17 protein-coding genes are annotated in these 24,300 nt (G+C 43.0%); 9 read left to right on the forward strand and 8 right to left on the reverse strand.

Annotated features, from left to right (window positions below; translation table 11 throughout):
• Window positions 1–35: 35 nt before the first annotated feature.
• Window positions 36–2,810: an FAD-dependent oxidoreductase gene (locus tag BO18_RS12845; protein WP_051688771.1), complete on the forward strand. Its 2,775-nt coding sequence runs from the start codon at window positions 36–38 to the stop codon at window positions 2,808–2,810.
• Between the two features lie 69 nt (window positions 2,811–2,879).
• Here BO18_RS12845 and BO18_RS12850 read toward each other — a convergent pair whose 3' ends face one another.
• Window positions 2,880–3,662, reverse strand: coding sequence for a hypothetical protein (locus BO18_RS12850; RefSeq protein WP_034446639.1), 783 nt, complete (start codon window positions 3,660–3,662; stop codon window positions 2,880–2,882).
• A gap of 159 nt (window positions 3,663–3,821) precedes the next feature.
• Here BO18_RS12850 and BO18_RS12855 point away from each other — a divergent pair, with 159 nt between their 5' ends.
• Complete coding sequence (locus BO18_RS12855; RefSeq protein ID WP_034446640.1) at window positions 3,822–4,073, forward strand: hypothetical protein; 252 nt, start codon at window positions 3,822–3,824, stop codon at window positions 4,071–4,073.
• 115 nt (window positions 4,074–4,188) lie between these two features.
• Here the strand turns inward: BO18_RS12855 and BO18_RS34880 are convergent, their stop codons facing one another.
• Together BO18_RS34880 and BO18_RS32750 are read right to left on the reverse strand one after the other, a co-directional pair.
• Window positions 4,189–4,362 (reverse strand): hypothetical protein, encoded by a 174-nt coding sequence (locus BO18_RS34880; protein WP_185752423.1) that lies wholly within the window; start codon window positions 4,360–4,362, stop codon window positions 4,189–4,191.
• 197 nt (window positions 4,363–4,559) lie between these two features.
• Window positions 4,560–6,020 (reverse strand): methyl-accepting chemotaxis protein, encoded by a 1,461-nt coding sequence (locus BO18_RS32750; RefSeq protein WP_051688705.1) that lies wholly within the window; start codon window positions 6,018–6,020, stop codon window positions 4,560–4,562.
• Window positions 6,021–6,259: 239 nt separating this feature from the next.
• Between BO18_RS32750 and BO18_RS12865 the strand changes: the two genes are divergently transcribed.
• A complete protein-coding gene (locus BO18_RS12865; protein WP_034446642.1) occupies window positions 6,260–8,329 on the forward strand; it encodes a methyl-accepting chemotaxis protein in 2,070 nt (689 codons plus the stop codon).
• Window positions 8,330–8,383: 54 nt separating this feature from the next.
• Here BO18_RS12865 and glgD read toward each other — a convergent pair whose 3' ends face one another.
• Together glgD and BO18_RS12875 are read right to left on the reverse strand one after the other, a co-directional pair.
• The gene (glgD, locus tag BO18_RS12870) at window positions 8,384–9,502 is read right to left on the reverse strand and encodes a glucose-1-phosphate adenylyltransferase subunit GlgD (protein WP_034446644.1); all 1,119 of its coding nucleotides are present in this window, start codon (window positions 9,500–9,502) and stop codon (window positions 8,384–8,386) included.
• Window positions 9,502–10,644, reverse strand: a complete 1,143-nt coding sequence (locus BO18_RS12875; protein ID WP_034446645.1) for a glucose-1-phosphate adenylyltransferase — start codon at window positions 10,642–10,644, stop codon at window positions 9,502–9,504. The genes glgD and BO18_RS12875 overlap by 1 nt, the downstream gene beginning before the upstream one ends.
• A 98-nt stretch (window positions 10,645–10,742) precedes the next feature.
• Here BO18_RS12875 and BO18_RS12880 point away from each other — a divergent pair, with 98 nt between their 5' ends.
• The 6 genes from BO18_RS12880 (at window position 10,743) to BO18_RS12905 (ending at window position 20,359) form a co-directional block, all read left to right on the forward strand.
• Window positions 10,743–11,654: a glycosyltransferase family 2 protein gene (locus BO18_RS12880; protein WP_034446646.1), complete on the forward strand. Its 912-nt coding sequence runs from the start codon at window positions 10,743–10,745 to the stop codon at window positions 11,652–11,654.
• A 231-nt stretch (window positions 11,655–11,885) separates the two neighbouring features.
• Window positions 11,886–13,109: an EAL and HDOD domain-containing protein gene (locus BO18_RS12885; protein ID WP_034446648.1), complete on the forward strand. Its 1,224-nt coding sequence runs from the start codon at window positions 11,886–11,888 to the stop codon at window positions 13,107–13,109.
• Window positions 13,110–13,144: 35 nt separating this feature from the next.
• Complete coding sequence (locus tag BO18_RS32755; protein ID WP_051688706.1) at window positions 13,145–16,930, forward strand: EAL domain-containing protein; 3,786 nt, start codon at window positions 13,145–13,147, stop codon at window positions 16,928–16,930.
• A gap of 1 nt (window position 16,931) precedes the next feature.
• Window positions 16,932–17,693 (forward strand): response regulator, encoded by a 762-nt coding sequence (locus tag BO18_RS32760; protein WP_051688707.1) that lies wholly within the window; start codon window positions 16,932–16,934, stop codon window positions 17,691–17,693.
• Between the two features lie 53 nt (window positions 17,694–17,746).
• Complete coding sequence (locus BO18_RS12900) at window positions 17,747–19,639, forward strand: EAL domain-containing protein (RefSeq protein WP_034446649.1); 1,893 nt, start codon at window positions 17,747–17,749, stop codon at window positions 19,637–19,639.
• A 21-nt stretch (window positions 19,640–19,660) separates the two neighbouring features.
• Complete coding sequence (locus BO18_RS12905) at window positions 19,661–20,359, forward strand: MgtC/SapB family protein (RefSeq protein WP_034446650.1); 699 nt, start codon at window positions 19,661–19,663, stop codon at window positions 20,357–20,359.
• A gap of 55 nt (window positions 20,360–20,414) precedes the next feature.
• Here the strand turns inward: BO18_RS12905 and BO18_RS12910 are convergent, their stop codons facing one another.
• Genes BO18_RS12910 through gtfA form a run of 3 tightly spaced genes read right to left on the reverse strand, consistent with a single transcriptional unit; the run spans window position 20,415 to window position 24,296 of the window.
• On the reverse strand, window positions 20,415–21,968 hold the full coding sequence (locus tag BO18_RS12910; protein ID WP_034446652.1) for a carboxylesterase/lipase family protein: 1,554 nt from the start codon (window positions 21,966–21,968) through the stop codon (window positions 20,415–20,417).
• Window positions 21,969–22,000: 32 nt separating this feature from the next.
• Window positions 22,001–22,843, reverse strand: coding sequence for an alpha/beta hydrolase (locus BO18_RS12915; protein ID WP_034446654.1), 843 nt, complete (start codon window positions 22,841–22,843; stop codon window positions 22,001–22,003).
• Window positions 22,824–24,296, reverse strand: coding sequence for a sucrose phosphorylase (gene gtfA / locus BO18_RS12920; protein ID WP_034446656.1), 1,473 nt, complete (start codon window positions 24,294–24,296; stop codon window positions 22,824–22,826). Before gtfA ends, BO18_RS12915 begins: the two co-directional genes overlap by 20 nt.
• Window positions 24,297–24,300 lie beyond the last annotated feature (4 nt).

Here is a 24,300-nt window from a genome sequence, read left to right on the forward strand (position 1 = left end):
CAAAAACTATGGCAGAGTGGAAGATCGGCGATCCAATGATCAACGAAAACGACTTCTGGCAGGATCCGAATTATAAGGCAGAAGATCCTGAAAAAGAGAAGATGGTCATTGAGCTGGCTACACTCATCACTGACCGTATGGTCAAGAAACTTACAAAGAAGATCAACAACCATGATCCAGAGTACTGGATGCTTGATCGTGTTCTTAACAAGGAACAGGTTAAGTTCTGTCTTAGCTTCAAAAAGACTCGTGTTCCTTATTCAATTCCTGAGCTTGCTCAGATGAACAACATGTCTGAGGAAGAGTGCACAAAGATGGTTCACGACCTTAGATTCATCGGTATTATTGAGCAGAACAGAGCTAAGACACCGGACAAGCACCTTCAGTACGAGCTTCCTATTTTTGTACCAGGATCTGCTGAGTTCATGATGATGCAGGATAAGATTACTGATGAGCATCCTGAGATGGCAACATTCTTCAACCTCATGACACAGCTTCCACTTCAGGGTGTAACTGAGATGGTTCCTCCCGGAGGTGCAGGTATAGGTATGCACGTTATTCCTGTTGAGAAGGCTATCTCACTTGAGAACCAGTCAGTTCCTGTTGAGCACCTTTCACGCTGGATCGACATGTATGATAAGTATGGTATTTCCGAGTGCTCTTGCCGTAAGCAGCAGGCAATGAGAGGCGAGGGAAGCGGTGAGATCCGTGGTGACTACTGTATCGGAATGGGTGATATGGCTGAGTACATGGATGACCGTGGAATCGGACACTATATCTCCAAAGAAGAAGTTTACGAAATCCTTGAGAGAGCAGAGCGTCATGGCTATGTTCACCAGATCACAAATATTGACGGCGAGGGCAAGATTGTTGCTATCTGTAACTGTGCTCCCGGCGTATGTAACGCTCTTCGTACTTCACAGCTCTTTAACACACCAAACATGTCAGCATCTGCATACAGAGCACATGTTGAGAAGGAAAAGTGCGTAGCTTGTGGTAAGTGCGTAGAGGTTTGCCCTGTTGGAGCAGCTAAGCTCGGACAGAAGCTTTGCAAGAAGAACGGAACAGCAGTTACATATCCTAAGTCTGAGCTTCCTGATAACAAGAAGTGGGGACCACACAAGTGGAACTACAACTATCGTGATGACGCTAAGATTAACTGCTATGAGACAGGTACAGCTCCTTGTAAGACAGCTTGTCCTGTTCACCTTTCAGTTCAGGGATATATCAAGATGGCTGCTGAGGGCAGATATGAAGATGCTCTTAAGCTCATCAAGCTTGATAACCCATTCCCTATGATCTGTGGTGCTGTATGTAACAGACGTTGTGAGGATGCATGTACAAGAGGAACTATCGATCAGCCTCTGGCTATCGATGAGATTAAGAAGTTCATTGCATCTCTCGACCTTAAGGCTGACAAGAGATACATTCCTCTTTGCGAGAAGCATGATGGTGGAATGTGGAGCGATGACTACAAGGTTGCTGTAATCGGTGGTGGCCCAGCTGGTCTTTCAGCTGCATACTTCCTCAGAGAGAACGGCTATCCTGTAACAGTATTTGAGAAAGAGAAGAGAGCCGGCGGAATGCTTATGAATGGTATTCCAAGCTATCGTCTTGAGAAAGATATTATTGAGGCTGAGATTGATGTAATCCGTCAGATGGGCGTAGAGTTCAAGTGCGGAGTAGAGGTTGGTAAGGACGTTACTATCCAGGAACTTCGTGATCAGGGCTACAAGGCATTCTTTGTTGCTATCGGTATGCAGGGCGGAAGACTTGCAGGCGTTCCAGGAGAGGATGCTGAGGGCGTTCAGACAGGTGTTGATTTCCTTCGTAACATCAATCAGGATCATTCAATTAAGCTTAATGGTGATACAGTAGTAATCGGTGGTGGTAATGTTGCTATCGACGTTGCAAGAACAGCAGTAAGAGCTGGTGCTTCTAAGGTTACAATGCTCTGCCTTGAGAGCGAGAAAGAAATGCCTGCAGCTAAGGACGAAGTAGAAGAGGCTGTAGAAGAAGGCATCGAGGTTAAGAACGGCTGGGGACCTAAGGAAGTAGTAGTTGAGAATGGTCACGTTAAGGCTGTTATCTTCAAGAGATGCACAAGCGTATTTGATTCAGAGCACAGATTCTCACCACAGTATGATGAGAACGATACAATCGAGATTCCATGTGAGAATCTCCTTCTTTCAATCGGACAGTCAGTTCAGTGGGGAGACCTTCTCAAGGGAACAAAGGTAGAGATCAACCGCAATGGTACAGCAAAGGCTGACGCTCTTACAAGACAGACAGCTGAGCCTGATATCTTCGTAGGCGGTGATGTATTTACAGGTGCCAGATTTGCTATCGACGCTATCGCAGGCGGAAGAGAAGGATTTGTTTCCATTAACCGTTTCGTACACAAAGGAAACAGACTTGATCTTGCCCGTGACAGAAGAGAGTTCATCGAGCTTGATAAGGATGATATCCTTGTTGAGGGCTTTGATAATGCTAAGAGACAGATTCCTGGTAAGAAGGCAGGAGTTGCTAAGGATACCTTCGAGGATCTTCGTCTCACCTTCACAGAGGAGCAGGTTAAGACTGAGGCTGCCAGATGCCTTGGCTGTGGTGCTACAACAGTTGATGAGAACCGTTGTATCGGATGCGGACTTTGCACAACCAAGTGTGAATTCGATGCTATCCACCTTACAAGGGATATGCCTGCAGCAAGCACAATGTACAGGTCTGAGGATAAGCTTAAGGCAGTTGGACCATACGCTGCTAAGAGAGCAGGAAAGATCCTCATCAACAAGCTTACAGGTGGCAAGTAATAAGCATATAAGCAATATAAAAGAGCCAGGCCGAAAGGTCTGGCTCTTATCATATAATAGAAAGGGTATTTAGTTGCTAGAAGATTCCGTGTTGCTTTCAACAGATACGTCTGTAGTGCTGACTTCAGTGGCGGATGTGTTGGTATTGGTGGCCGGAGCCCCTGTGCCGGCAACTGAGCTGTCGTAGCTCTGAACGCTGGTTACGTACCAGGAACCGGTTTCTTCGTTCTTAGCAAGGTTAAGTACAAGCTTATAGGTCACAGAATCTGAAGCAGCTATTGCTTCTTCATAGGTATCTACTGCAATCAGGATAAGATCATTATAGGCTTTGGAAACTGCCGCGTCTGATCCCTGTTCCTCACTGAGCTTTAGCAGCTCGTCCTGGTTCTCGCTGTTGTAGGTCTGGGAGGCCTCATTGAATTTTGCTGAGGTTTCGTCGCTGGTAACTACATCGAAGGGGAAGCTTGTCTTCATAGTAACCTGGGCCGTGGCTGTGCCATCCTTGCCTACAGTTACCTCGGTAACTTCATATTCCTCCATCATAGCTTCATATTTTTTGTAGAAGTCATCAAGTCTTGATACGGTATCCTCTTCCAGAGTAGGATTGTTAAGACTTGTAAGAAGTTGCTCCTCCAGGTAATCAGCATCAAACAGGGAAACAAAGTATCCGTTTGCAACTTCACTGTCAGACCAGGTGTTGATGCCGTCCTTGTCATTATTCTTGATAGCATTCATAAAGCCCTCAGAAGCCTCTTTTACGGCACTTTTATCGCTTGCTCCGCATCCTGTCAGGGCAGAAGCACCAAGAAGAATAGAAAGGCTTACGGCGGTAAATTTCTTTATATAATTCATGATATATTAGTTCCTTATTAGCTTGATTTAAATTGTTACAAATCTCGTAACACAATGGATAGTATAGCATAAAATAGCCTATTAGCCAAAGAATATCGCAATAACAATTAATTAGTGATAGAATAAAAGAAATACAACTTTTTGACAGGAGGTTAATCGATGGTAGTTCTTTTTAATGAGGGTGTATTGAAAGAAGTTAGCTCTGTTGAGGTTAAACCTATGGACGTTGGTGATGGAAAGATCATCGGAACTCAGATCAATTTCGTTCTGACAAGTGGGGATAAGATCGAGTACATCTATAGCCAGAACGTGCCGATCGAGGAATCGGGGCAGAGAGCCATTGAGTTTGTCAGGAAGCTTTATAACGACGGAAAAGCAGACTTTTCACATGAGCCTGTAGAAATGTTGTAAAGAATTTAAAACTAAATAGAAGATAAGAAAAGGTCCTATGCTGTATCTAGCATAGGACCTTTAATACTGGTTTGAGTCTTGCATTTTATTCTCCATTCTATTTGAGAGCAAGTTATCAATGCTTGCCGAGACGACCCTGGTTTTTCAGTTCGATAAGAAAATCAAAAACTACCCCCAATGGCAGACCGGTAATATGAGCTACTTTCTCAGGATCAGGATAATACTCATTTCCACAATCATGAAGAATGCAGTCCATAACTTCCATTTTGACATCACATGTTGCTGTCATACCCGTATTTCCTCCTTTCAAAAATTGTAAAAAAACTTAGAAGCAGATGTTCTCTACTACTAACTATTATATCGTACTTTTATGCAAAAAAATTACATAAAAGTATTAAAAATTTCGAAAATTTATTCCCAAGGGCCATAAAAAACCCGGAGACAGGACTGCCTCCGGGATAATAAATCATATTTTCTATTGTATTATTATGCCTGCATATCTTTAAGTTTGTTAGCCTGCTGGAAAATGTTACCGAGAATTGTCTTAAATTCTCCGAATTTTTCAACAGCATCGTCGGAGGACTTAACACCCTCATTTGAAAGGGAAGCAACCTCTTCACTGGTAGCTGAAAGATTGGAAATACTGTCGTTGATCTCGGTAGTAGAAGCGGCAATGGACTTCATACCTTCACCAATTTCAGCAAAGCGTGAGAGCATCTCTGTAACGTTATCATTGATGCTGTCAAAGTTCTCGCCAACGGATTCTATCATCTCGTTCTGTTCAGAAACAGAAGCAACGGTATCATCGATACTAGCCATGGCTTTCTGAACATCCTCAGTAAGTTCGTTGATAATACTTGTGATCTCAGTGGAAGCGGTATTGGTTTCAGCTGCAAGTTCACGGACATCGTTAGCTACAACGGCGAAACCCTTTCCTGCATCACCGGCTCTAGCTGCCTCAATGCTGGCATTAAGGGCAAGAAGGTTTGTCTGCTTTGATATGGACATAATAGAACCAACGATCTTCTGAACTTCTTCAACCTTGTTGATAACAGCCTGAGTGGTTTCTACAGTTACCTGGCTGGTTCTGGCAACATCCTGAGATTTTGCTTTAAGGTCTCCGATAACCTGTACACCTTCCTGAACTGTTTTCTGAGCGTTCTCAGAAGCTTTTGTCATTTCTTTTCTATGCTGCTCTGTAGCAGAGGTCTCTTCCTGAATCTGCTGAACTCTTTGAGCCTGTATCGTAACAGCCTGAGCTGTACTCTCCATACTGCTGGCAATGTCCTGCATTCCGGAGTGCTGGGCATCCATGATCTGCTGGAGGGCAACCATTTCTTCCTGAGACTCATTGAACAGGTCGGTAATGGTATTAGCTATATCAGCCATGGCATTTCCAGTTTCCTGGGTCTGCTCTGCATTCTTGGTGATCACTTCATTATTTTCAGTGTTGAACCTTGTTAAAAGAGTTACTGTATAAAGGCAAGCTATGAAAGCAAGAGCCAGTGTCACAAACGCAGGTACATGAGACATGTCCAGAGTCCCTGTGGTGACATAGGTCTTTATACAGGTAATTGTATAGGAAAGTATGATGGCTGCAATTCCGCTCTTACAAAGCTTTACATTCAGATAAATAATAGAACAGATCAAAATGGGAAGTCCGAATGCAAAGTATGCGATGTTATCCTCGGCCAAAAGGAGTATGAAATAGAAGATAGTAGCACCGCCCATAATGATTATGGAACCCTTTTTTACAGTACTGAATTTGAAGTTTCCTACTGTTATCATTAAGCCAGCTGCTATTGCAGCTACAATGATAACTATTCTTCCCGGGGTAACACCTTTTGTGACCATGGAAAAAAATGTCATCAGCATTCCGGATATAAGGATAACAAGGGTAACATAGAAACTGCTGTTATTGGCTCTTTTGTATTGTTCAGCGTTCATACAGTTCTTCCTTTCTATTAGTAAGAATAGATACAGAATAATTTTAACACAGTACAGAAGGAAAAAACGTAAACTAGAATATTAAATATTGATAAACATTAAACCAAATTTATTATATATTAACTCATTTTATACTTTTTTTAGATTGATTCATGCCGAAATATAGTACAATAAAGATGATGTCTGAATAATATTAATCAGTCATTGAGTAAACAATTAATTATAGGAGAGGTGATCAGATGAGAAAATTGAGCTTGCGAGTAAAGATGCTCCTTTGTATCCTGCCGATTATGGCTATTGCCATGATCCTTTTGACCTATGTGGCAGCTAATCAGATCAGCACTGAAATTCAGACTGCCAACACGGATACGATGAATCAGGCTGCACTGGCAAATGCCAACAAGGTTGATGGTACCCTGGAGCGCGTAAGAACTTCATGTGTAGACATAGCTGAAATGATATCGACGTCATATCAGTTTGTAACCATGGACAGCTATAAGGGAACCATCAGCAAGATCATTTCCAATAATGATTCTGTTCTGGGATCAGGTATCTGGTTTGAACCCTATACTTTCAATAAAGATGAAATGTATATTGGACCATACTGGTATAAGGAGGGCGGACAGATAGTAGAAACCTGGGATTACAGTAATGCTGAGTATGATTACTTTAACCAGGAGTACTATACCAACGCCAAAGCTCTTGGTGAGGGCCAGGCGCTGATAACAAATCCATACTATGATCCTACATCAGGAACAATTATGGCCAGCTGTTCAGCTCCTATCTATGATAACGGCACATTCGTTGGATGTGTAACTGTAGATATGGAACTTTCCAATATGGAAGACCTTGTTAGAAATATTTCTGTTGGAAAGACAGGAACTGCAATTCTCATCGACTCAACTGGTACATATATTTACTGCCTTGATGATGCCAAGGTGCAAAATGGTGTTAAGATCACAGAAGATGATAATGCCGCACTGGCAGCAGCAGGACAGAATATGCTTGCAAACTCATCAGAACAACCTCAGATGGGTGCATTCATGGAGAATGGTGAAAACATTCTTCTTACATATGTAACTATACCTGACGTAAACTGGATCCTTGCAATCCGAATGAATATTTCCGAGTTGGAGGAGCCTGTTAAGAATGCTTCAACAAAGCTCATTATCATCTGTGTAATAGCACTTCTTATTGGCGCAGCTATCATTTGGGCATTTGTAATGAGCATCAGTAAGAGCATTAACAATGTTAAGGCATTTGCTGGATCACTTGCAAGTGGAGACTTTACAGTTGATAAGATTGTAAGTAAGAACGAGGATGAGCTTGGACAGATGTCTGCTTCCCTCAATAACATGTATGAGAGTAACCGTGATGTTATCAGTAAGATCTCTGATGGATCAGTTCAGGTATCTGAGACGTCCACAGGACTTGCCAGCATGGCCAATGAACTGTCAAACCAGTTCACCAGCATCCAGGGCAATATCTCAGGTGTAAACGATGCTATGATGTCTTCCGGAGCTGCTACAGAGCAGGTTAATGCATCCGTTGAAGAAGTTAATGCATCTGTTCATCAGCTGGCTGCTGAGACAGAAAAGACCAGCGCTGAGGCTGCTGATATCAAGACCAGAGCAAGAGATATTGAGAAACAGTCCAGACAGGCTCATGACTATGCTATTTCTATTGCTGAGCAGAGAGAGGCTGATCTCGTTGAGGCCAATGAAAAGGCTAAGATCGTTGATCAGATTGGAACTCTGGCAGATACAATTGCTGAGATAGCTGACCAGATCAACCTCCTTTCACTTAATGCTTCAATCGAGGCTGCAAGAGCAGGAGATGCAGGTAAGGGCTTCGCAGTTGTTGCTTCTGAGATCAACAAACTTGCCAGCAGCACATCTGAGGCTGTTGAGCAGATCAGAGATACCATCGACGGCGTTCAGGAAGCTTTCGGAACACTTTCAAGTTCATCCGGCGAACTCCTTGGATTCATCAAAGACACTGTTACACCTGACTACGACAAGTTTGTTGGACTGGCAAAACAGTATGGAGAAGATGCTGATTCCTTCGGAGGATCTTCAGAGAACATTGCTCAGATGGTTGAGAATATCAGAGCATCCATGGAAGAAGTATCGAAGGCTATCCAGAACATTGCAGAGTCTACACAGGATACAGCTGATCTGTCCAGCAGAGTAAATGATTCTGTAATGGCTGCAGCTGATGTAGTATCCAGCGTAAATGATATGTCCAGCAAGCAGGAAGAGATAGCAGGAACACTGGGTGAGATCGTTGGTAAGTTTAAGTTAAAATAAAAAACAAAAGGCAATATTAAAGGCCAGGTCCGAAAGGACCTGGCCTTAATTATTTTACAGTGTATCCTGTCGTTTTATATAAAGCGGAGCATCTGCCTCACCACGTATATTCTTGGCGTGGATGATATGTGCCCACTTATCGACGATGGCATTTTCAATGTGAACCCCTTCCTCAATGGTAGCATAGGCCATTATGATGGAGTTCTTGATAACAGCACCTTTCTTAACAACTACGCTACGACCGATGATGGAGTTATCAATGTTTCCTTCGATGTTACAGCCGTTACTTACGAAGGAACCTGTAACCTTTGAGCTGTCAAAGTACTGAGTAGGACAGGAGTCTGTAGTCCTTGTGTAGATAGGCCACTCTGCCCTGAACAGATCGCTGGCGATGCTGTAATCCAAAAGCTCCATGGAAGCATTGTAGTAATCTTCCAAGCTTGTGAGGGTAGCAAAGTAACCTCTGTGCTGATAAGCTCTTACGTCCATGTCCTTGCACTTGATGTTTACGATGTCTGAAAGTGTGTAAACTGATGAAGTCCAGCTGGCAGCCTTAACCAGTTCTACAAAGACATCTCTCTTCATGCAGTAGGTTTCCATGAATATGTTCTTGGAATTGGCTGTACCAAGGTTCTTCTCAATTGACTGAACACCCTTCTGCTTATTAACTGAAATGGTGTAGCAGTTCTTGAAGTACTCTCTGGCATTGTCTACCTTGTGATAGAGAAGTGTAACATCTGCGCCGGATGCAACATGTGCATCTAGGAGCTGGCGATAATCCTGCTTGTAAACCATATAACTTGGAGCGATGATAACGTAATCCTGATGCATACGCTGGATGATATCAAGGTTCTCCATGTAAGCAGAAATATCATTGTTATAGATGGAACGGGAAGATGAGTTCTCGGAAAAGAGAAGCTGGATCTTACCACGTTTTGAGTTGATGTTGTAGTGTCTTCCTGATCCTACGTGCTCAGCGATGGATCTGGGACGGGTGCGTACATAAACCTGAATACGGTTGATATCGCTGTTGCTCATGTTTGAGATAGGGAAGTCAATAACACGGAATCTTCCAAGGAATGAAAAAGCACCGATAGGGCGGTAGTCCTGAAGTCCCTCAACATGTATTGACTGGTCTGGGGAGGATACTATTCCAAAAGCCTTAACTGACATTACTTTGCACCTCCTTTAATATTTTTTGCCACAAGCTCTATATTTTCGCTGTTCTTGGAACCAACTCTTGCCTTTTTGCCAATGCGGACATTCTCAGCTACAAGAGCTCTGGTAACAGTAGCGCCTTCTTCAATAACAGCACCAGGCATAAGAACTGAATCTGTAACTTTGGCACCCTTAGCTACAACAACGCCTGTGAACAGAACTGAGTTGGTGACATTTCCTTCAACCCTTACGCCCTGTGTGATGTAGGCCTTCTTAACCTTGGCTTCTTTGCCAATGTACTGAGGAAGGGTGGAGATGTCTTCTGTATAGATGAGCCATGAAGAATCGTTGAGGTTTAATGGATTCTTTGGATCGAGAAGGTCCATGTTAGCTTCCCAGAGGGAGTCGATGGTTCCTACATCCTTCCAGTATCCCTTGAACTCATAAGCTATGAGATTCTTCTTTTCTGCAAGCATGGTAGGGATTATGTTCTTTCCAAAGTCATGATCTGAATTTGGATCCTTCATATCCTCAACAAGGAGCTTACGAAGCTGCTTCCAGCTGAAAATATAGATACCCATTGAAGCAAGATTGCTCTTTGGCTTTGCGGGCTTTTCTTCGAATTCTACAATGTGACCCTTGCCATCGGTATTCATGATACCGAAACGGCTGGCTTCACGCATGGGAACAGGGCGGACAGCAATAGTAGCGTCTGCCTTCATCTCTTTGTGGTAATCCAGCATCTTGGCATAATTCATTTTGTAAATGTGATCTCCGGAAAGAATAAGAAGGTACTCCGGATCGTAGTTATCGATGAAATCGATGTTCTGTGAAATTGCATCTGCGGTTCCTCTGTAGACATCAAGACCTTCGTCGGCCTTTTCACGAGGAGTTAATACATAAACACCGCTGTCCTTGGAGTCGAGACCCCAACGGCCATCCTGTGCAACATAACTGTTTAGAAGTACTGATTCGTACTGGGTAAGGACACCAACAACGTCAATTCCGCTGTTTGCGCAGTTACTCAGTGGGAAGTCGATGATCCTGTATTTTCCGCCGTAATAAACCGCCGGCTTGGCTACTTTAGTGGTCAGATCTTTAAGTCTGCTTCCACGACCACCAGCCAGAATCATAGCTAACATTTCATTCTGAGCCATTTATGGTTCCCCCTATCTTGAAGTTTGTAGATTTACCCTATTAATCTATGATATAATGGCTTTTATCTTAAATCAAGCATGAAAGGAGCACTTGAGGGGTGTTTTCAGTAATTATTCCAGCCTACAATGAGGAGGAGATAATCCCCAAAACTGCCAAGGTTATAGATGAGATATTAAGCTCGGAAAGTATAGACCATGAGCTTATTTTTGTTAATGATGGTTCCAAGGATAGTACCTGGGAAAAGATATCTGAGCAGTCCAAATTGATTCCCAGTGTAAAGGGGATCGGTTTTTCAAGAAACTTCGGAAAGGAATCAGCTATCTTTGCTGGTATAGCTGAGGCAAAGGGCGACTGCTGCGCAGTGATCGACTGTGACCTTCAGCATCCACCGGAAAAACTTGTGGAAATGTACAGGCTTTGGGAGCAGGGCTACGAGATAGTAGAAGGAGTCAAGAAGAGCAGAGGAAGAGAGAGCTCTTTTCATAAGCTGGCTGCCAAAAGCTTCTACGGAATAATGAGCAGCGCAGTAGGCTTTGATATGTCCAGAGCCTCTGATTTCAAGCTCCTTGATAGAAAGGCCATCAACGTTCTTCTCAATATGAATGAAAAGAATGCCTTTTTCAGGGCGCTTTCATCCTGGATAGGTTTTAAGTCCACAGAGGTGGAGTACGAGGTAAGGGAAAGAGAAGCAGGGACCTCCAAGTGGAGTACCAGAGCTCTTTTTAAATATGCTCTTACCAACATTACTTCATTCACTTCAGCACCTATGCAGGTGGTTACCATTCTTGGACTGATCGTTTTTGTGGTGGGACTTGGCGCAAGCATTGAGGCTCTGGTACAGTTTTTCAGACACAATGCTCAGGACGGCTTCACGACAGTTATTATCTTGCAGTGCTTTACGGGATCCTTTATCATGTTCGCCCTGGGCATAATAGGGTTCTATATTTCCAAGATCTATGAGGAAGTTAAGGGAAGGCCGAAATACATAATTGATAAAACTACGGAATGAGCCAAGACTCGGAATTGCAAGCAATTCCGAGTTTCGTCTTATCGCCGAATGCAGACAGGCATCAGCAGATATCTATTTGAGCGAGCTCAATATATATCCACTGATGCCTGTCTACACTTGGCTCATTATCTTCGGAATTTTATAAAAAAATAATTTGTTTTACCATAATTAAGAGGTACAATATAAGTGAGTGGGATTTTGCCCTTTTATAGTTGCTGAAAGGAGAAATGTATGCTTGCTACGTTGATACCTCTTTTTGATGACAAAATGACAGTATGCGCGTATTCTGTTTTTGCCCGTAAAGAAAATCTCTTCCTTAACCCCAGCTATGCCGGAGGCGCCAGGTTCGATGGTGCCGGTACAGTTCATGAGCTAGAGGTTGTCAGCAGTATGGGCGTCTCGACGTTATCTGGCGGAAAGGAAGTCTTTGTTCCCGTAAACCAGTTTTCTATTTTCGCAGAAATTTCTTTGCAGTGCACAGTCCCACCAGACAAGGTTGTACTGCTCATGGATAATACCATTTTAGCTGAAGACAATTACATTAAGAGGGTAAAAGAGCTTAAGGAGCAGGGCTACAAGCTGGCTATCCGTAAGCTTCCAATAAACAGCTTCGAGGAATACAGAGAGATCTTGAAGTGTTGCAGCTATATCCTTCTTGACCATGTTAAGATCGATATTTCAAAAGCTAAGATCTATTTCAACAAACAGTATCCGGGAATTAAGCTGTGCGCTGTTAATGTTGATACCCAGGAAGATTATGATGAGCTTGTTGCAGACGGTGGCTATGATCTTTATGAGGGATCATTCTTCAGAATGCCTATCATGGAGTCTGAGACAGATGTCAGCCCTCTGAAGGTTAACTACATAGAGCTTTTAAATGTGGTTAATGCTCCTGACTACGATCTGACCGATGCTGCTGATGTTATCGGAAAAGACCCGGCTCTTGTAATATCTCTTTTGGAGATCGTTAACAGAATGGCTCTTAATTCCGAGATCACATCCATTCGTCACGCAGCAGCTATGCTGGGACAGAAGGAGCTGAAGAGATGGATCAACACAGCTGTAACAAAAGAGCTGTGTGCTGATAAACCAAGTGAGATAGTAAGGCTTGTAATGATAAGAGCTAAGTTTGCTGAGAACCTGGCAAATGATTTTGAACTTGGCATACAGGCTCCTGAGCTGTTTATCATGGGACTTTTCTCAGCTCTGGATATCATGCTTGGAAAGACAATGGTGGAATCCCTTGAGATGGTTCAGGTTTCCAAAAATGTCAAAGAAGCACTCCTTAACAATCAGGGAGATTTTGCTAAAGTCCTTCACTTTATTAAACGTTATGAGGATGCAGACTGGGAAGAAATTTCCAGAATACTTGTGCTTGAAAATATTGACATGGACAATGTATACAATGCATACCTTGGGGCACTTAGATGGTATCGTGATCTTATTCCTGCGTAAAGAGGATGTTTGGACGGATGCCTTGAGGGTAATCTATGTTTGATCCTAACGGTAGCTTAACCTTTAATCTTGCTGCGCTCATAATTGCTGTTACCTGTATGTTCTATACATTGGTAATGCGAAAAAAAGTAAGATTAAAGAACAGGCTTTTTCTCACATTCATCATAATAGTCATCATCGATTCTATAGTGGTGATGATGTCTGAACCCCTCGAAAAAAGTGGGCTGAGTAATGATCTGAAGCTCGCTCTGTTTAATGTGCTTCAGTTTTTGTACTACATTACACACTTTGCTATAGCGCCATTTTTTGCACTATATATCTGTCTTGTTTGTAATGTTTCTTACAGGTTTTCCAAGAAAGCTCAATTCTATATTGTTCTGCCTTTTTATATTCTTGAACTTCTGGTTCTGACAAATCCATTAACACACTTCGTCTATCGTTATGGTGCAGATATTAGTTTCCACAGAGGATGGGGAGCATACCTGGCTTATTTCCAGGCTGCTTTCTATGTGCTTTTTGCCATAGTAGCCCTGTTTCTTTACTGGAATACTTTAAATGACCTTAAGAAGATAGCGCTGGTTTACTTCTTCGTGATCATCATTGCCGGAACTCTCATTCAGATGGTCTTCATGGAGATAAAGTGTGAGCTTTTGTGTGAAGCCATAGGTCTTATGGGACTTATGATAGTTGTTGAAAATGATGACGACAGGCATGATATGGGCACTACTGCCTTCAACAGAAGCGCATTTTCTGCTGATGTAGCAAGCTATTTTAAGTATGGCAGAAAATTCTTCACCATTTGTATAAGACTGTTAAATTCAGATGTCTATAGAAAGATAACCGGTTATGAGACCTTTGAAAAGATCCTTTCCGAGATCGTTACTTATGTTGAGAGCCTTCATCCGAAGCTTGATGTTTACAGGGCAGGAAATGACTGCTTTATGATCATCTTTCCTGATGTGGAGAAGGATCTGGCTGACAGTGTTTCAGAAAAGATTCTTGACCGTTTCAGAGAAGAATGGGTATTGGGCGACAATAAGGTGCTTCTAAAGACCCTTATTATGCAGGCTCAATGTCCTGAACAGTTTGGCAGTCTGGATAATCTCTTATTCATGTCCGACTCTGCTGCTGACAGAGAATCAGATACTGTTCTTTCAGAGCATGATCTGGATTTCCTTTTGAGGCGTGCAGAAGTAGAAAAGGCGGTAAGAAGAGGTATTGCCAATAAGGCATTCAAGGTTTACTACGAGCCCATCTATACCATGAAGGATCATGCTATCTGTGGTGCTCAGGCTGTACTTAAGTTTAACGACTACGAAATGGGCGAGATTGCTCCTTCTGAGTTCCTTCCAATTGCAGAAGAAACAGGTATGATTGAGGAACTGGGATGGTTCATAATCGATGAGGCCTGCTACTTCCTTGGTGGCGGTATTACTGAGGAGATGGGACTGGAGTTCATGGAGATTGGTCTGTCATCCCTTCAGCTTATTAAGTCAGACTTTACCACCAGGGTGAGATCTCTTTTAGCCAAGTACACAATAAAGCCTGAAAGGGTTGTATTTGATATTACTGAATATTCAGCTGCTACAGACCAGGATATCCTTGGTAATGTAATGCATGAGCTGGAAAGTGATGGAGTCCGTTTCTTTATGGATGAGTTTGGATCGGGCTTCTTTAACATGCAGTCAGCTTCAACTCTTGTTTTTGAGGGCGTAAAGATTGATTCATCTCTTCTTGTCAATGCGGGAAGACATATGCAGAGCAAGATCATTCTTGAAAACAGACTTAAGATGATGAATCAGATGGGAAGAAAGATTGTTATTAACAAGGTTGATTCCCATGAACTTTTAGAGAGAACGGCCGGCGTAAAGGCAGATTATGTCAAGGGCGCTTACTTCTCAGAAGCTGTCAGCAAGAACGAGTTTATTGCTATCCTTCGTGCTACTGAGCTTGCGCGAATGGAGGAGAGAAGAGCGAGAGCTGCCAACGAAGCAAAGAGTAATTTCCTTGCAAATATGTCTCATGAGATCAGAACTCCTATCAATGCAGTTCTTGGTATGAACGAAGTAATCCTCAGGGAGTGTAAGGACACCAAGATCCTTGAGTACGCCAGAAACATTGAAGGGGCAGGTAGAACTCTTTTGTCCCTTATCAACGATATCCTTGACTTCTCTAAGATCGAGGCAGGTTCCATGGAGATCAACGAGGTGGAGTATGATCTGAGCTCGGTTCTTAATGATGTCTATAACATGGTTCATATCAAGGCAGAGCAGAAATCCCTTGGCTTTGAATTCAAGATTGCACAGGACCTTCCTGATAAGCTCTTTGGCGATGAGATGCGTATCCGTCAGATCATGGTCAACATCCTGAACAACGCGGTCAAGTACACCACTGAAGGCTGTGTAACACTTCAGGTAACCGGAAGCAGGGAGTTTGGCGAGAGGATAATCCTCAAGATCGATGTAATAGATACAGGAACAGGTATCAAGGAAGAAGACAAGGCGAGCCTGTTTGAGAAGTTTAAGAGACTGGACATTGATAAGAATAAGACCGTCGAAGGAAGCGGCCTGGGACTTGCCATCACAAGTTCACTTATCGACCTTATGGGCGGATCCATTATGGTTGAAAGTGAGTATGGCGAAGGATCAACCTTTACTGTTATGCTTCCACAGCGCATAGTCAGCGATACTCCTATTGGAGATTTCAAGAGCAGAATGACAGGCGCCAGCAGAGAAAGAAAAGAGTATAAAGAAAAACTCATAGCTCCTGAGGCTCAGCTTTTGGTAGTAGATGATACGCCAATGAACCATGTGGTAATCACAGAGCTCTTAAAGCCTACTCAGGTGCAGGTAGATTCTGCAAGAAGCGGACAGGAATGTATCGAGAAGCAGCATAAAAAGAAATATGACATCATCTTCCTGGATTACAGAATGCCGGGAATGGATGGTATTGAGACTCTGGATGAGATCAAGAAGGACACAGAAAGTCCTAATAAGAACACCCCGGTTATCGTTCTTACTGCAAATGCTATTTCCGGAGCAAAAGAGAATTTCATTAGGGAAGGTTTTGATGATTACCTCAGTAAGCCTGTAGAGAGCGACAAGCTTGAAGGTACACTTATTAAGTTCCTTCCAAAGGAAAAGGTTATTCTTCCCTCCCAGGGCGGCGAAGTACCTATAAATGAAGCGCCTGCGGAAGAAACATCTGACAGCTTCGACTGGATGAGCAGTCTTGAAAAGATTGACGTGGACGAGGGGCTTAAGAACTGCGGAACGAAGGATAGTTACCTGAGTATACTTAAGGTTTACTATGAGTCTGCTCCTATGACAGAGTCCAATATTGTGACTGCCTTTGAAGATGAGAACTGGAAGGATTACACCAGCTATGTTCATTCTCTTAAGAGCACCAGTCGCACCATCGGGGCAAAAGAGCTGTCGGCCCTTGCAGCGGAAATGGAGGCAGCAGGAAATGACAACGACATAGATAAGATAAGAGCACGTCAGGGCGAGCTTATGGCTCTTTTCGGAACCGTCAAGGAGACACTTTCGAAGATTCCTGAAATTGCCGGAGTAGAAGTTGAAGAAGAGGTAAAAGAGGATATCTCTCCGGCCCAGCTTATGGACGCATATCAGAGTATTATTGAGGTAAGTAAGAGCCTTGATTATGATACACTTACGTTTATTCTTGATTCACTGAAGAAGTACAACCTTCCTGAGAAGGATCATAAGATCACCAGAAGGATCGGTGAGATGGCGTATAAGCTTCAGTGGGATGAAATAACGACTCTTGCAAATGAAGGCATCAGTTCACAGGAGAAGTGATATGTTGTTTGGGAAAAAGATATTGCTTGTAAGAAATACAGAGACGTTTTTGGTAAACGCTATTAAAAATGCGCTCAAAAATGCCAAATATGAAGTGGTGGATTCTACCTATTCCATTGCTGATCTCAGTGCCAAGTCCAAGAATATAAATCTTATTCTTCTTTACACTGATGAAGACTTTGAGGATCACAGGGATGCCATGGTCTACTTTAAGGATCTGTGTGTGGAAGAGAATATGCTGGTGATGGCCATTGGAGATAGAGATGCCTTTGATCTTATCCATCAGTATATTCCCAAGGAAGATATGGCATTTGAAGTGACAAGGCCCCTTGAAATGTCAGATCTTTTATCTAAGGTCGAGCATGTCATGGACGACGAGTATGAGCAGCAGAGGAGAAAGTGCATCCTGATCGTGGATGATGATCCTACTTACCTTCAGATGATAAGAGAGTGGTTAAAAGATACTTACAGAGTCGGAATGGCTAACTCCGGAACTCAGGCAGTGGCCTGGCTTGCTACTAATAAGGCAGATCTTATTCTTCTTGATTATGATATGCCGGTCCTTGATGGGCCAAAGGTTATGGAAATGCTAAGGAGTGAGTCCTTCTCAAGCTCTACCCCGGTAATGTTTCTTACTGGAAAGAATGACAGAGGAAGCGTTACTAACGTGATCTCATTGAAGCCTGCAGATTATCTCTTAAAATCCATTTCAAAGGATAAACTGCTGACTACTTTAGATAATTTCTTTAAGTCGAGGAAATAGACATGTTAAGTCCATCCCCTATTGGAGGCCTATCCTTTAGGATTGCGGCGGTAATGATCTGTGTAACATGCATTTTCTATATGACGGTTATGCGAAGCTATAACAGAAAGAGGCTTCGAGGCCGTCTTTTTATCGTGCTTTTAGTTCTTACTGTCATCGACTGCTGTACAGGTGTTATTTCCACGCTGATCTCTAATTCGGGGGCATCGGAACGGGCAAAAGACATAGTTACCTATGTATGCAAATTTGTTTATTATCTGACTCATATGGCATTTACACCTGTTCTTGCCATATACATTACAATCGTATGTGATGTGTTCCACAAGTTCACTAGAAAATCTTTAACTCTTGTTATTATGCCCTTCCTTTTATTGGAATTGGGTGTGCTTTCAAATCCCTGGACTAATTTCATTTATGCCCAGGCAAGCCATCAGTTTTATACCAGAGGAAAAGGTGTATATGTAGCATATACAATAAGCGCTATATATGTAGCTATGTGTGTTATTCTGCTGCTTCGGTACTGGCATACCATGAATCAGCTTCAGAAGGTTGCCATGTTTTATTTCCTGCTCCTTTCTCTTGCTGGTACTTTGGTGCAGATGTTATATCCAAAGATAGTTTGTGAGCTGATGGCTGAGGCCCTTGGACTTATGGGCATCATGATCATGATAGAAAGAGATGACTACAGGCTGGATTACAAGACCCATGCCAACAACAGGTCAGCGCTTATGCATGATCTTAACAGTTATATTGAGTATGGCAGACATTTCTACATAATCTGTTGCAGGATTGATAACGCCGAGAACTACAGAAGACTCATGGGAAGCGATACCTATGATGATATTATGTTCAAGACTGCTGAGTTTTTGAGGAGCCTTGATGGCAGATATGAAACCTACAGAACTACCGGAGGTATTTTCTATACTTTATGTCCTGAGGCTACGAAGTCGGATGTAGACAGGATACTGGCCATCATGGAAGAAGTATACGAGAAGTCTTTTAGCAGAACTCTTGGAATTGCCAGGGTTAACGCTAAAGTTCTCTGTGGAAGATGTCCTGAGGAGTTTCAGACAGTAAACGATATTCTCCTCATGGGTGATACGGAGCTTGATGATACAGAAAAATTAATTCTAAGAGGACACGACCTGGATTTCCTTCTGAAGAAGGTTGAAATAGAAAATTCTATAGTAAGAGGTCTTAACGGCGACAGCTTTGAGGTGAAATACCAGCCGGCTTATGACAAGAAGAATCATGTGATCTATTCTACGGAAGCACTTCTTACTTTAAATGATCCGGGGCTTGGAGAGATAAGCTTTGCTGATTTCATGGTAGTTGCTGATGAGACAGGCTTTGTGGAAGAGATGCAGTACAGGATGCTTGAGTCGGTATTCGCTTTTGCCAGTGAAGCTGTAGTAAGAGAACAGCTTGATATAAAGGCATTTATCGTTCATGTCATGTCTGTACAGGTGCTTAAGCATGACCTGATCGATAAGATAAACTACTGTATTGATAAATATGAGATCGATCATTCACTGATCATTTTCTCTATAAGTGACACCATAGCCATCCAGGCTCAGGGAGTACTTGAGACAATGCTGGAGGCTCTCCGTGAAAAGGGAATGTACTTTTTCCTTGCTATCCATGATGCAGGTTTCCCGGGGCTTTCACCGGAAATCATAAACAAGTTCATTGGCATTGTCATAAATGTAAGACGTCAGTATGAAGAAAGTGACAGAGAACAGGCGGAGATCCTGATCAAGAACCGTATCTCCATGGTAAAAGAGCTTGGGAAGATCGTGGTCCTTATCGGAGTTGATAATAAAGAACTCTACGACTGCGTAAAGGATATGCCTGTGGAGATAATCTGTGGCAACTATCTGTCACCTATGGTTTCCAAGAAAGAGCTTAAGGAGAAGTTTGTTAAAAAGGAAATGTTTTTTGCCTGAGAGTTTTTGAGGGGATAGCTTATGAGCATAACACAGGTGATAAATTTTCTTCAGGGTACCAGCGATGTGGCTGTGGGAATAAGGCTTGTAATAGCCACTATTTTTGGCGGACTTGTAGGCTGGGAGAGGATCATAAAGCATCATAGCGCAGGAATAAAAACCCATGCTCTGGTGAGCCTTGGCTCTGCTTCTGCAACAGCCCTGAATATATATCTGGCTCTTCTTCCGGGAATGAATGCAGATGTCAGCAGAATTCCTGCCGGGGTAGTAAGTGGTATAGGCTTTCTCGGGGCAGGAACTATCCTGGTTACAGGAAGAAAGCAGATAAAGGGTCTTTCCACTGCTGCAACCCTATGGGTAACCTCCTGTATGGGAATGGCTATCGGCGCAGGATATCTGGAGATAGGCTGCGTTTGTCTTATTATGGTAGGCTTTTCCAATATATTGCTATTGCAGCTCAGCAATAAAGTCGAGGGAAATAGCAAATATATGAGCATCTACATTGAGGTCAACAAGAACCGGGGAGTAGGCAAACTCAGCAGATTTGTTCAGGATGAGGGCTTTACCATTCTCAGTATGACCAAGAGCAAGGAAAAGACAATTGTCCCGGCAGATACGGGACTCCTATTGGATCTTGAGCTTGATAAAAAGAGAGATCACAACGATGTCCTAAATCTTTTAAGGGATCAGGAATATGTGAATTATGTAGAGGAAGTATAAGATAGAACAGGGGGGACCGAAAGGTCCACCCTGTTTCCATTTACAAGTATTTGGATCAATCACGAAACATCTTTGAAAAATCCAGGACAAATTTAGGAGCAATCTTATCAAGTACTGACATCAATTCTGTGTCGTGGTCTTTTTCGCATCTAAACTGTCTATCAAAAATCATTGTATATCGCTGATCTTCAGTTACATTCTTCCATTCAGGAAGATATTTGTTATTTGGATCACCTGTCTTTACATAGTTTATGGTCATTGCACTGAAGGCCTGTGCCAGCTTCTGACCATATACTGCCTCGTTAAGAACAAATACTTTGTCTTCAGTCTGAAGAATGTAGCACACATCGCCGCCATGCCACATAGGAACATATTCATCCTCGGGAGGATTATAGGAGGCAATGTAAATGTAGGTATTATTTAGGCCATTCTTTGAATGAAGGAGGGCAGTGTCCATTGTAGGAACTCTGACCATTGTATCCATGCAGCTAAGATCAAAGGAGTCGTGATCAGGATATGCCTTGCGGAAAAGAGCTATAAGCTCATCTGCCTTGTCGCCGTAACGCTCTTTGATGAAGGCATTCTTTTCATCATCACTCATAGCTGCTTTTTTGTCTCCGGGAACCTGGCCAATAAGAAACTCTCCAATGGTGGAACCAAAGAGCAGTGGCTTATTTGAAGACCAGGGCATAAATCCTACATCAAGAGGGAAGCCCATGAAATAATCGTCTTTTACAGGGGACCATTTCACCATAACACCTGAGTCTGACAGCTTCTTTGCAACTTTCTTGTAGGCGCCTACAAGCTCTTCGTAGGATACTTCATATATCTTTTCAATGTTCTCTTTGGTGATTCCAAGTACATCCAGGATTTCCTTGGCAGCTGTACGGCTGCTCTCCTGGGTATCAGTCATGTCATTGGTCATGGAGCCACTAAGGACCATACCTCTCTGGAAGTAAGGTGCAGCCTCTTCGATCTGGTAAAGACACTGAACCTTTCCGCCACCGCCGGAGTGACCACAGATTGTAACATTTTCTGGATCTCCGCCAAAAGCAGAGATGTTTTCGTGGATCCATTTCATGGCAGCTACAAGGTCTGCAATTCCCACATTGACTGAGTTTTTGAACTCATCGCCATAATCGGCAAGATTAAGGTGTGCCAGGATGTTTAGACGGTGATTGATGGATACAAAGACCACATCACTGTTGTGTGCCATATTAAAGCCGTCAAAGGAATACTCCTCAAGAGCGTTTCCTCCAAAGTATCCGCCGCCGTGGATCCAGACAAATACAGGCTTTTTCTCACCATTTAAGGTCTTGGGAGCCCATATATTGAGATTCTGACAATCTTCACCATGCTTTTGTGACATATGGAGTCCTCTGTAATAGGAGGGTGGATTGTCAGGCAGCATCAATGGAGCTACCGGGCCGTAGGTGTATGCGTTTCTTATTCCCTCCCAGCTTTCCTGCTCCTTGGGCATGTGGAAGCGCTTAGCCTTTGCATATTTGACCCCCATAAAGATATTTACATCACCGTAGGTGACTCCCCGTAGTTTTCCGAACTTTGTTTCTACCACCGGCTTAACCGGTTCAAAGATATATTGGTTCATATCATTATCCTCCGCTATATTTTAGACCCTTTTTAGAAGGGATTTCCGCCATCGTCAGGAAGTTCAAAGAAATCAAGGGCATGCTGTATTGCAAGGTCCCAGAATGCCCACTCGTGCTTGTAGCCCGGAAGGTGGAACCAGTCAGCTTTAAGCCCGATCTCATCGCAGTGCTTACGGAACTTTATGTAGGAGCCGTATAAAAGGCTATCGGCTTCTCCACAGCCAAACATAAGCCTTGGAAGCTTTTTGCCGCTTTTTACGGATTCATCTATGATACGCCATACATTTTCTTCGCCGTTTACGTAAGCTTCAAGACCGCCGGCATTAGCTATAGTAGTCTGCATTCGTTCGTCATCAAGGCTCATGAAAGGATTCTCATCATCATGATCTTTGAGTTCGCTAAAATCAACAGGAGCAGCTGAGAGAACAGCAGCAGCATTAAACAGCTCCGGGAAGTTTACAGCAAATTTGATGGTGCCGCGTCCGCCCATGGACAGGCCTGCTATGAAATTATCTTTTGGATCGCTTGAAGCAGGGAACCAGCCGTAGATAAGGGGCATTAGCTCTTTTACCAGATAGTCATACATATTGTAACCCATCATCATCTTAGGCCAGTTTGAATAGTTGGAATTAAGGGCAGAGGGCATTACTACAATAAGATTCTTTCGTGATGCATATAATTCAATATTTGTCCTTCTGACCCAGTCGGTGTTGTCACCAAAGGTTCCGTGCAAAAGCCAGAGAACAGGGTATTTTTTTCCGCTTCCATAAAACTCTGAAGGGGTCTTGTCTCTGGTTTTGTCAGGAAGAATAACTGAAATCTGAGTACCACCTGACAGGTACTGGCTTTCAAAATTATAATTCAAGATTGACATCTTTTTCTTCTCCTGTGTTTTCGTCGATGTAAGTGATCCTGAAGGAAAGATCCTTGAAATTGGCTATGAGTGTTGTTCTAAGTTCTGCCTTTGCCCAGGTAATCCGAAGCTTTCCGTCCTGATCATCAGCTCCTACGGTAATATCGCCATTAAAGGCTTCATAGGAGTTTCTAAAACTCATGAGTTTATAGAGCTTTTTAAGAACCGGCTTTTCTACAGCTTCTTTGATCTCTGCCTCTGTGTAAGTATGCCTGTTGATGCTTCTTGGCTCCTCGCCTCTTTTTATGGCTTCCTCATCGTTCTTTCCTGCAAGCATTCCTACGTAATATACCTGTGGGATTCCAGGAGTAAAGAACTGTACGGCCCTTGCAAGAAGATAGGCATCGTCGTTGCATCTAAGAGCAGAGTAGTAGGTGCTGCTAAGCTGGTACTGTCTTGCCTTTCCATCATCCTTTGTAATGGTCATTGGAAATTTGAAGAAAGGTTTTATATCCTTCAAAATGTCGTCAACATCATCCCTTACAACATCGATCTCTTCGTCAGTAAGAAGACCTGCCACGTCCACAACGCCTATTCCGTCGTGGGTATCAAGGGTGGTGAACTGTTTCCTTGGACAGATATTAAGCCAGTGTATCAGCCTGTCTGTCCTGCCTGTTTTCAATCCGTGAAGAAGCAACATTGGAAGTGCAAAGTCATAAACCCAGTATCCGTGCTCAGCCATCTTCAGCTGAATGTGGTAATTCTCATGTATCTCAGGGAGCATTTCTGTTCCATACTTGCGAAGAGGAGACATACTGATATCAAGTATGTTCCAGATGTCTGGTTCCACGAAAAAGCAGGTGGTTCCCGGCCTTTTTGAGGTATAAGCAAAAGCATCATACCTGATAAGCGGAACGTGGGATGCTATCCTTGAAAGGTTATCTTCGTAATATCTCTGAGTGGCAGCAGCATAAGGATTTATGTCAATCTGCTCCTCAAAGAAAGTATTCCATAACCTGACGGTTTTTCCATCCTTACGTGTAAATTCCTTGTAGGGGCCGCCGGGTTTTCTTTTATAAATGGTCTCAAGCTCTTTTTCTGTGGGAGCGCCATTTGGCCAGAACTTTTCCCACTCAATAAACATGTCCTTGTATTCAGACTCGTCGCCCTTTTCCATGTAATCCTTAAATTCATTGCTCCTGATTGATACATGGTTTAGCATGAAGTCTGCCATTAAGAAATAATCATCTGCCAGAGCATCGATATCCTCCCAGGTTCCGAAGGCAGTGTCAACCTCGTCGTAGCCTATTACAGCAAAGCCCCTGTCGCCGGAGGAGGGGAAAAAGGGCAGTATGTGTATTCCCCCTATGGCATCCCCAAAGTATTCAGAGACGTTTCTTTTTAATTCCTTGAGATCCTTCCCGATGGTGTTGGGATAGGTTATCAGCATGCATTTGTTTTCAATCTTTTTCATAAGT

Source organism: Butyrivibrio sp. AE2032 (assembly GCF_000702965.1).

What these genes read in the sequence shown, in the direction of transcription:
- BO18_RS12845 (WP_051688771.1), top strand. Translation starts at nt 36, where the DNA reads ATGATCAACGAAAACGACTTCTGGCAGGATCCGAATTATAAGGCAGAA.
- BO18_RS12850 (WP_034446639.1), bottom strand. Translation starts at nt 3,662, where the DNA reads ATGAATTATATAAAGAAATTTACCGCCGTAAGCCTTTCTATTCTTCTT.
- BO18_RS12855 (WP_034446640.1), top strand. Translation starts at nt 3,822, where the DNA reads ATGGTAGTTCTTTTTAATGAGGGTGTATTGAAAGAAGTTAGCTCTGTT.
- BO18_RS34880 (WP_185752423.1), bottom strand. Translation starts at nt 4,362, where the DNA reads ATGACAGCAACATGTGATGTCAAAATGGAAGTTATGGACTGCATTCTT.
- BO18_RS32750 (WP_051688705.1), bottom strand. Translation starts at nt 6,020, where the DNA reads ATGAACGCTGAACAATACAAAAGAGCCAATAACAGCAGTTTCTATGTT.
- BO18_RS12865 (WP_034446642.1), top strand. Translation starts at nt 6,260, where the DNA reads ATGAGAAAATTGAGCTTGCGAGTAAAGATGCTCCTTTGTATCCTGCCG.
- glgD (WP_034446644.1), bottom strand. Translation starts at nt 9,502, where the DNA reads ATGTCAGTTAAGGCTTTTGGAATAGTATCCTCCCCAGACCAGTCAATA.
- BO18_RS12875 (WP_034446645.1), bottom strand. Translation starts at nt 10,644, where the DNA reads ATGGCTCAGAATGAAATGTTAGCTATGATTCTGGCTGGTGGTCGTGGA.
- BO18_RS12885 (WP_034446648.1), top strand. Translation starts at nt 11,886, where the DNA reads ATGCTTGCTACGTTGATACCTCTTTTTGATGACAAAATGACAGTATGC.
- BO18_RS32755 (WP_051688706.1), top strand. Translation starts at nt 13,145, where the DNA reads ATGTTTGATCCTAACGGTAGCTTAACCTTTAATCTTGCTGCGCTCATA.
- BO18_RS32760 (WP_051688707.1), top strand. Translation starts at nt 16,932, where the DNA reads ATGTTGTTTGGGAAAAAGATATTGCTTGTAAGAAATACAGAGACGTTT.
- BO18_RS12900 (WP_034446649.1), top strand. Translation starts at nt 17,747, where the DNA reads ATGATCTGTGTAACATGCATTTTCTATATGACGGTTATGCGAAGCTAT.
- BO18_RS12905 (WP_034446650.1), top strand. Translation starts at nt 19,661, where the DNA reads ATGAGCATAACACAGGTGATAAATTTTCTTCAGGGTACCAGCGATGTG.
- BO18_RS12910 (WP_034446652.1), bottom strand. Translation starts at nt 21,968, where the DNA reads ATGAACCAATATATCTTTGAACCGGTTAAGCCGGTGGTAGAAACAAAG.
- BO18_RS12915 (WP_034446654.1), bottom strand. Translation starts at nt 22,843, where the DNA reads ATGTCAATCTTGAATTATAATTTTGAAAGCCAGTACCTGTCAGGTGGT.
- gtfA (WP_034446656.1), bottom strand. Translation starts at nt 24,296, where the DNA reads ATGAAAAAGATTGAAAACAAATGCATGCTGATAACCTATCCCAACACC.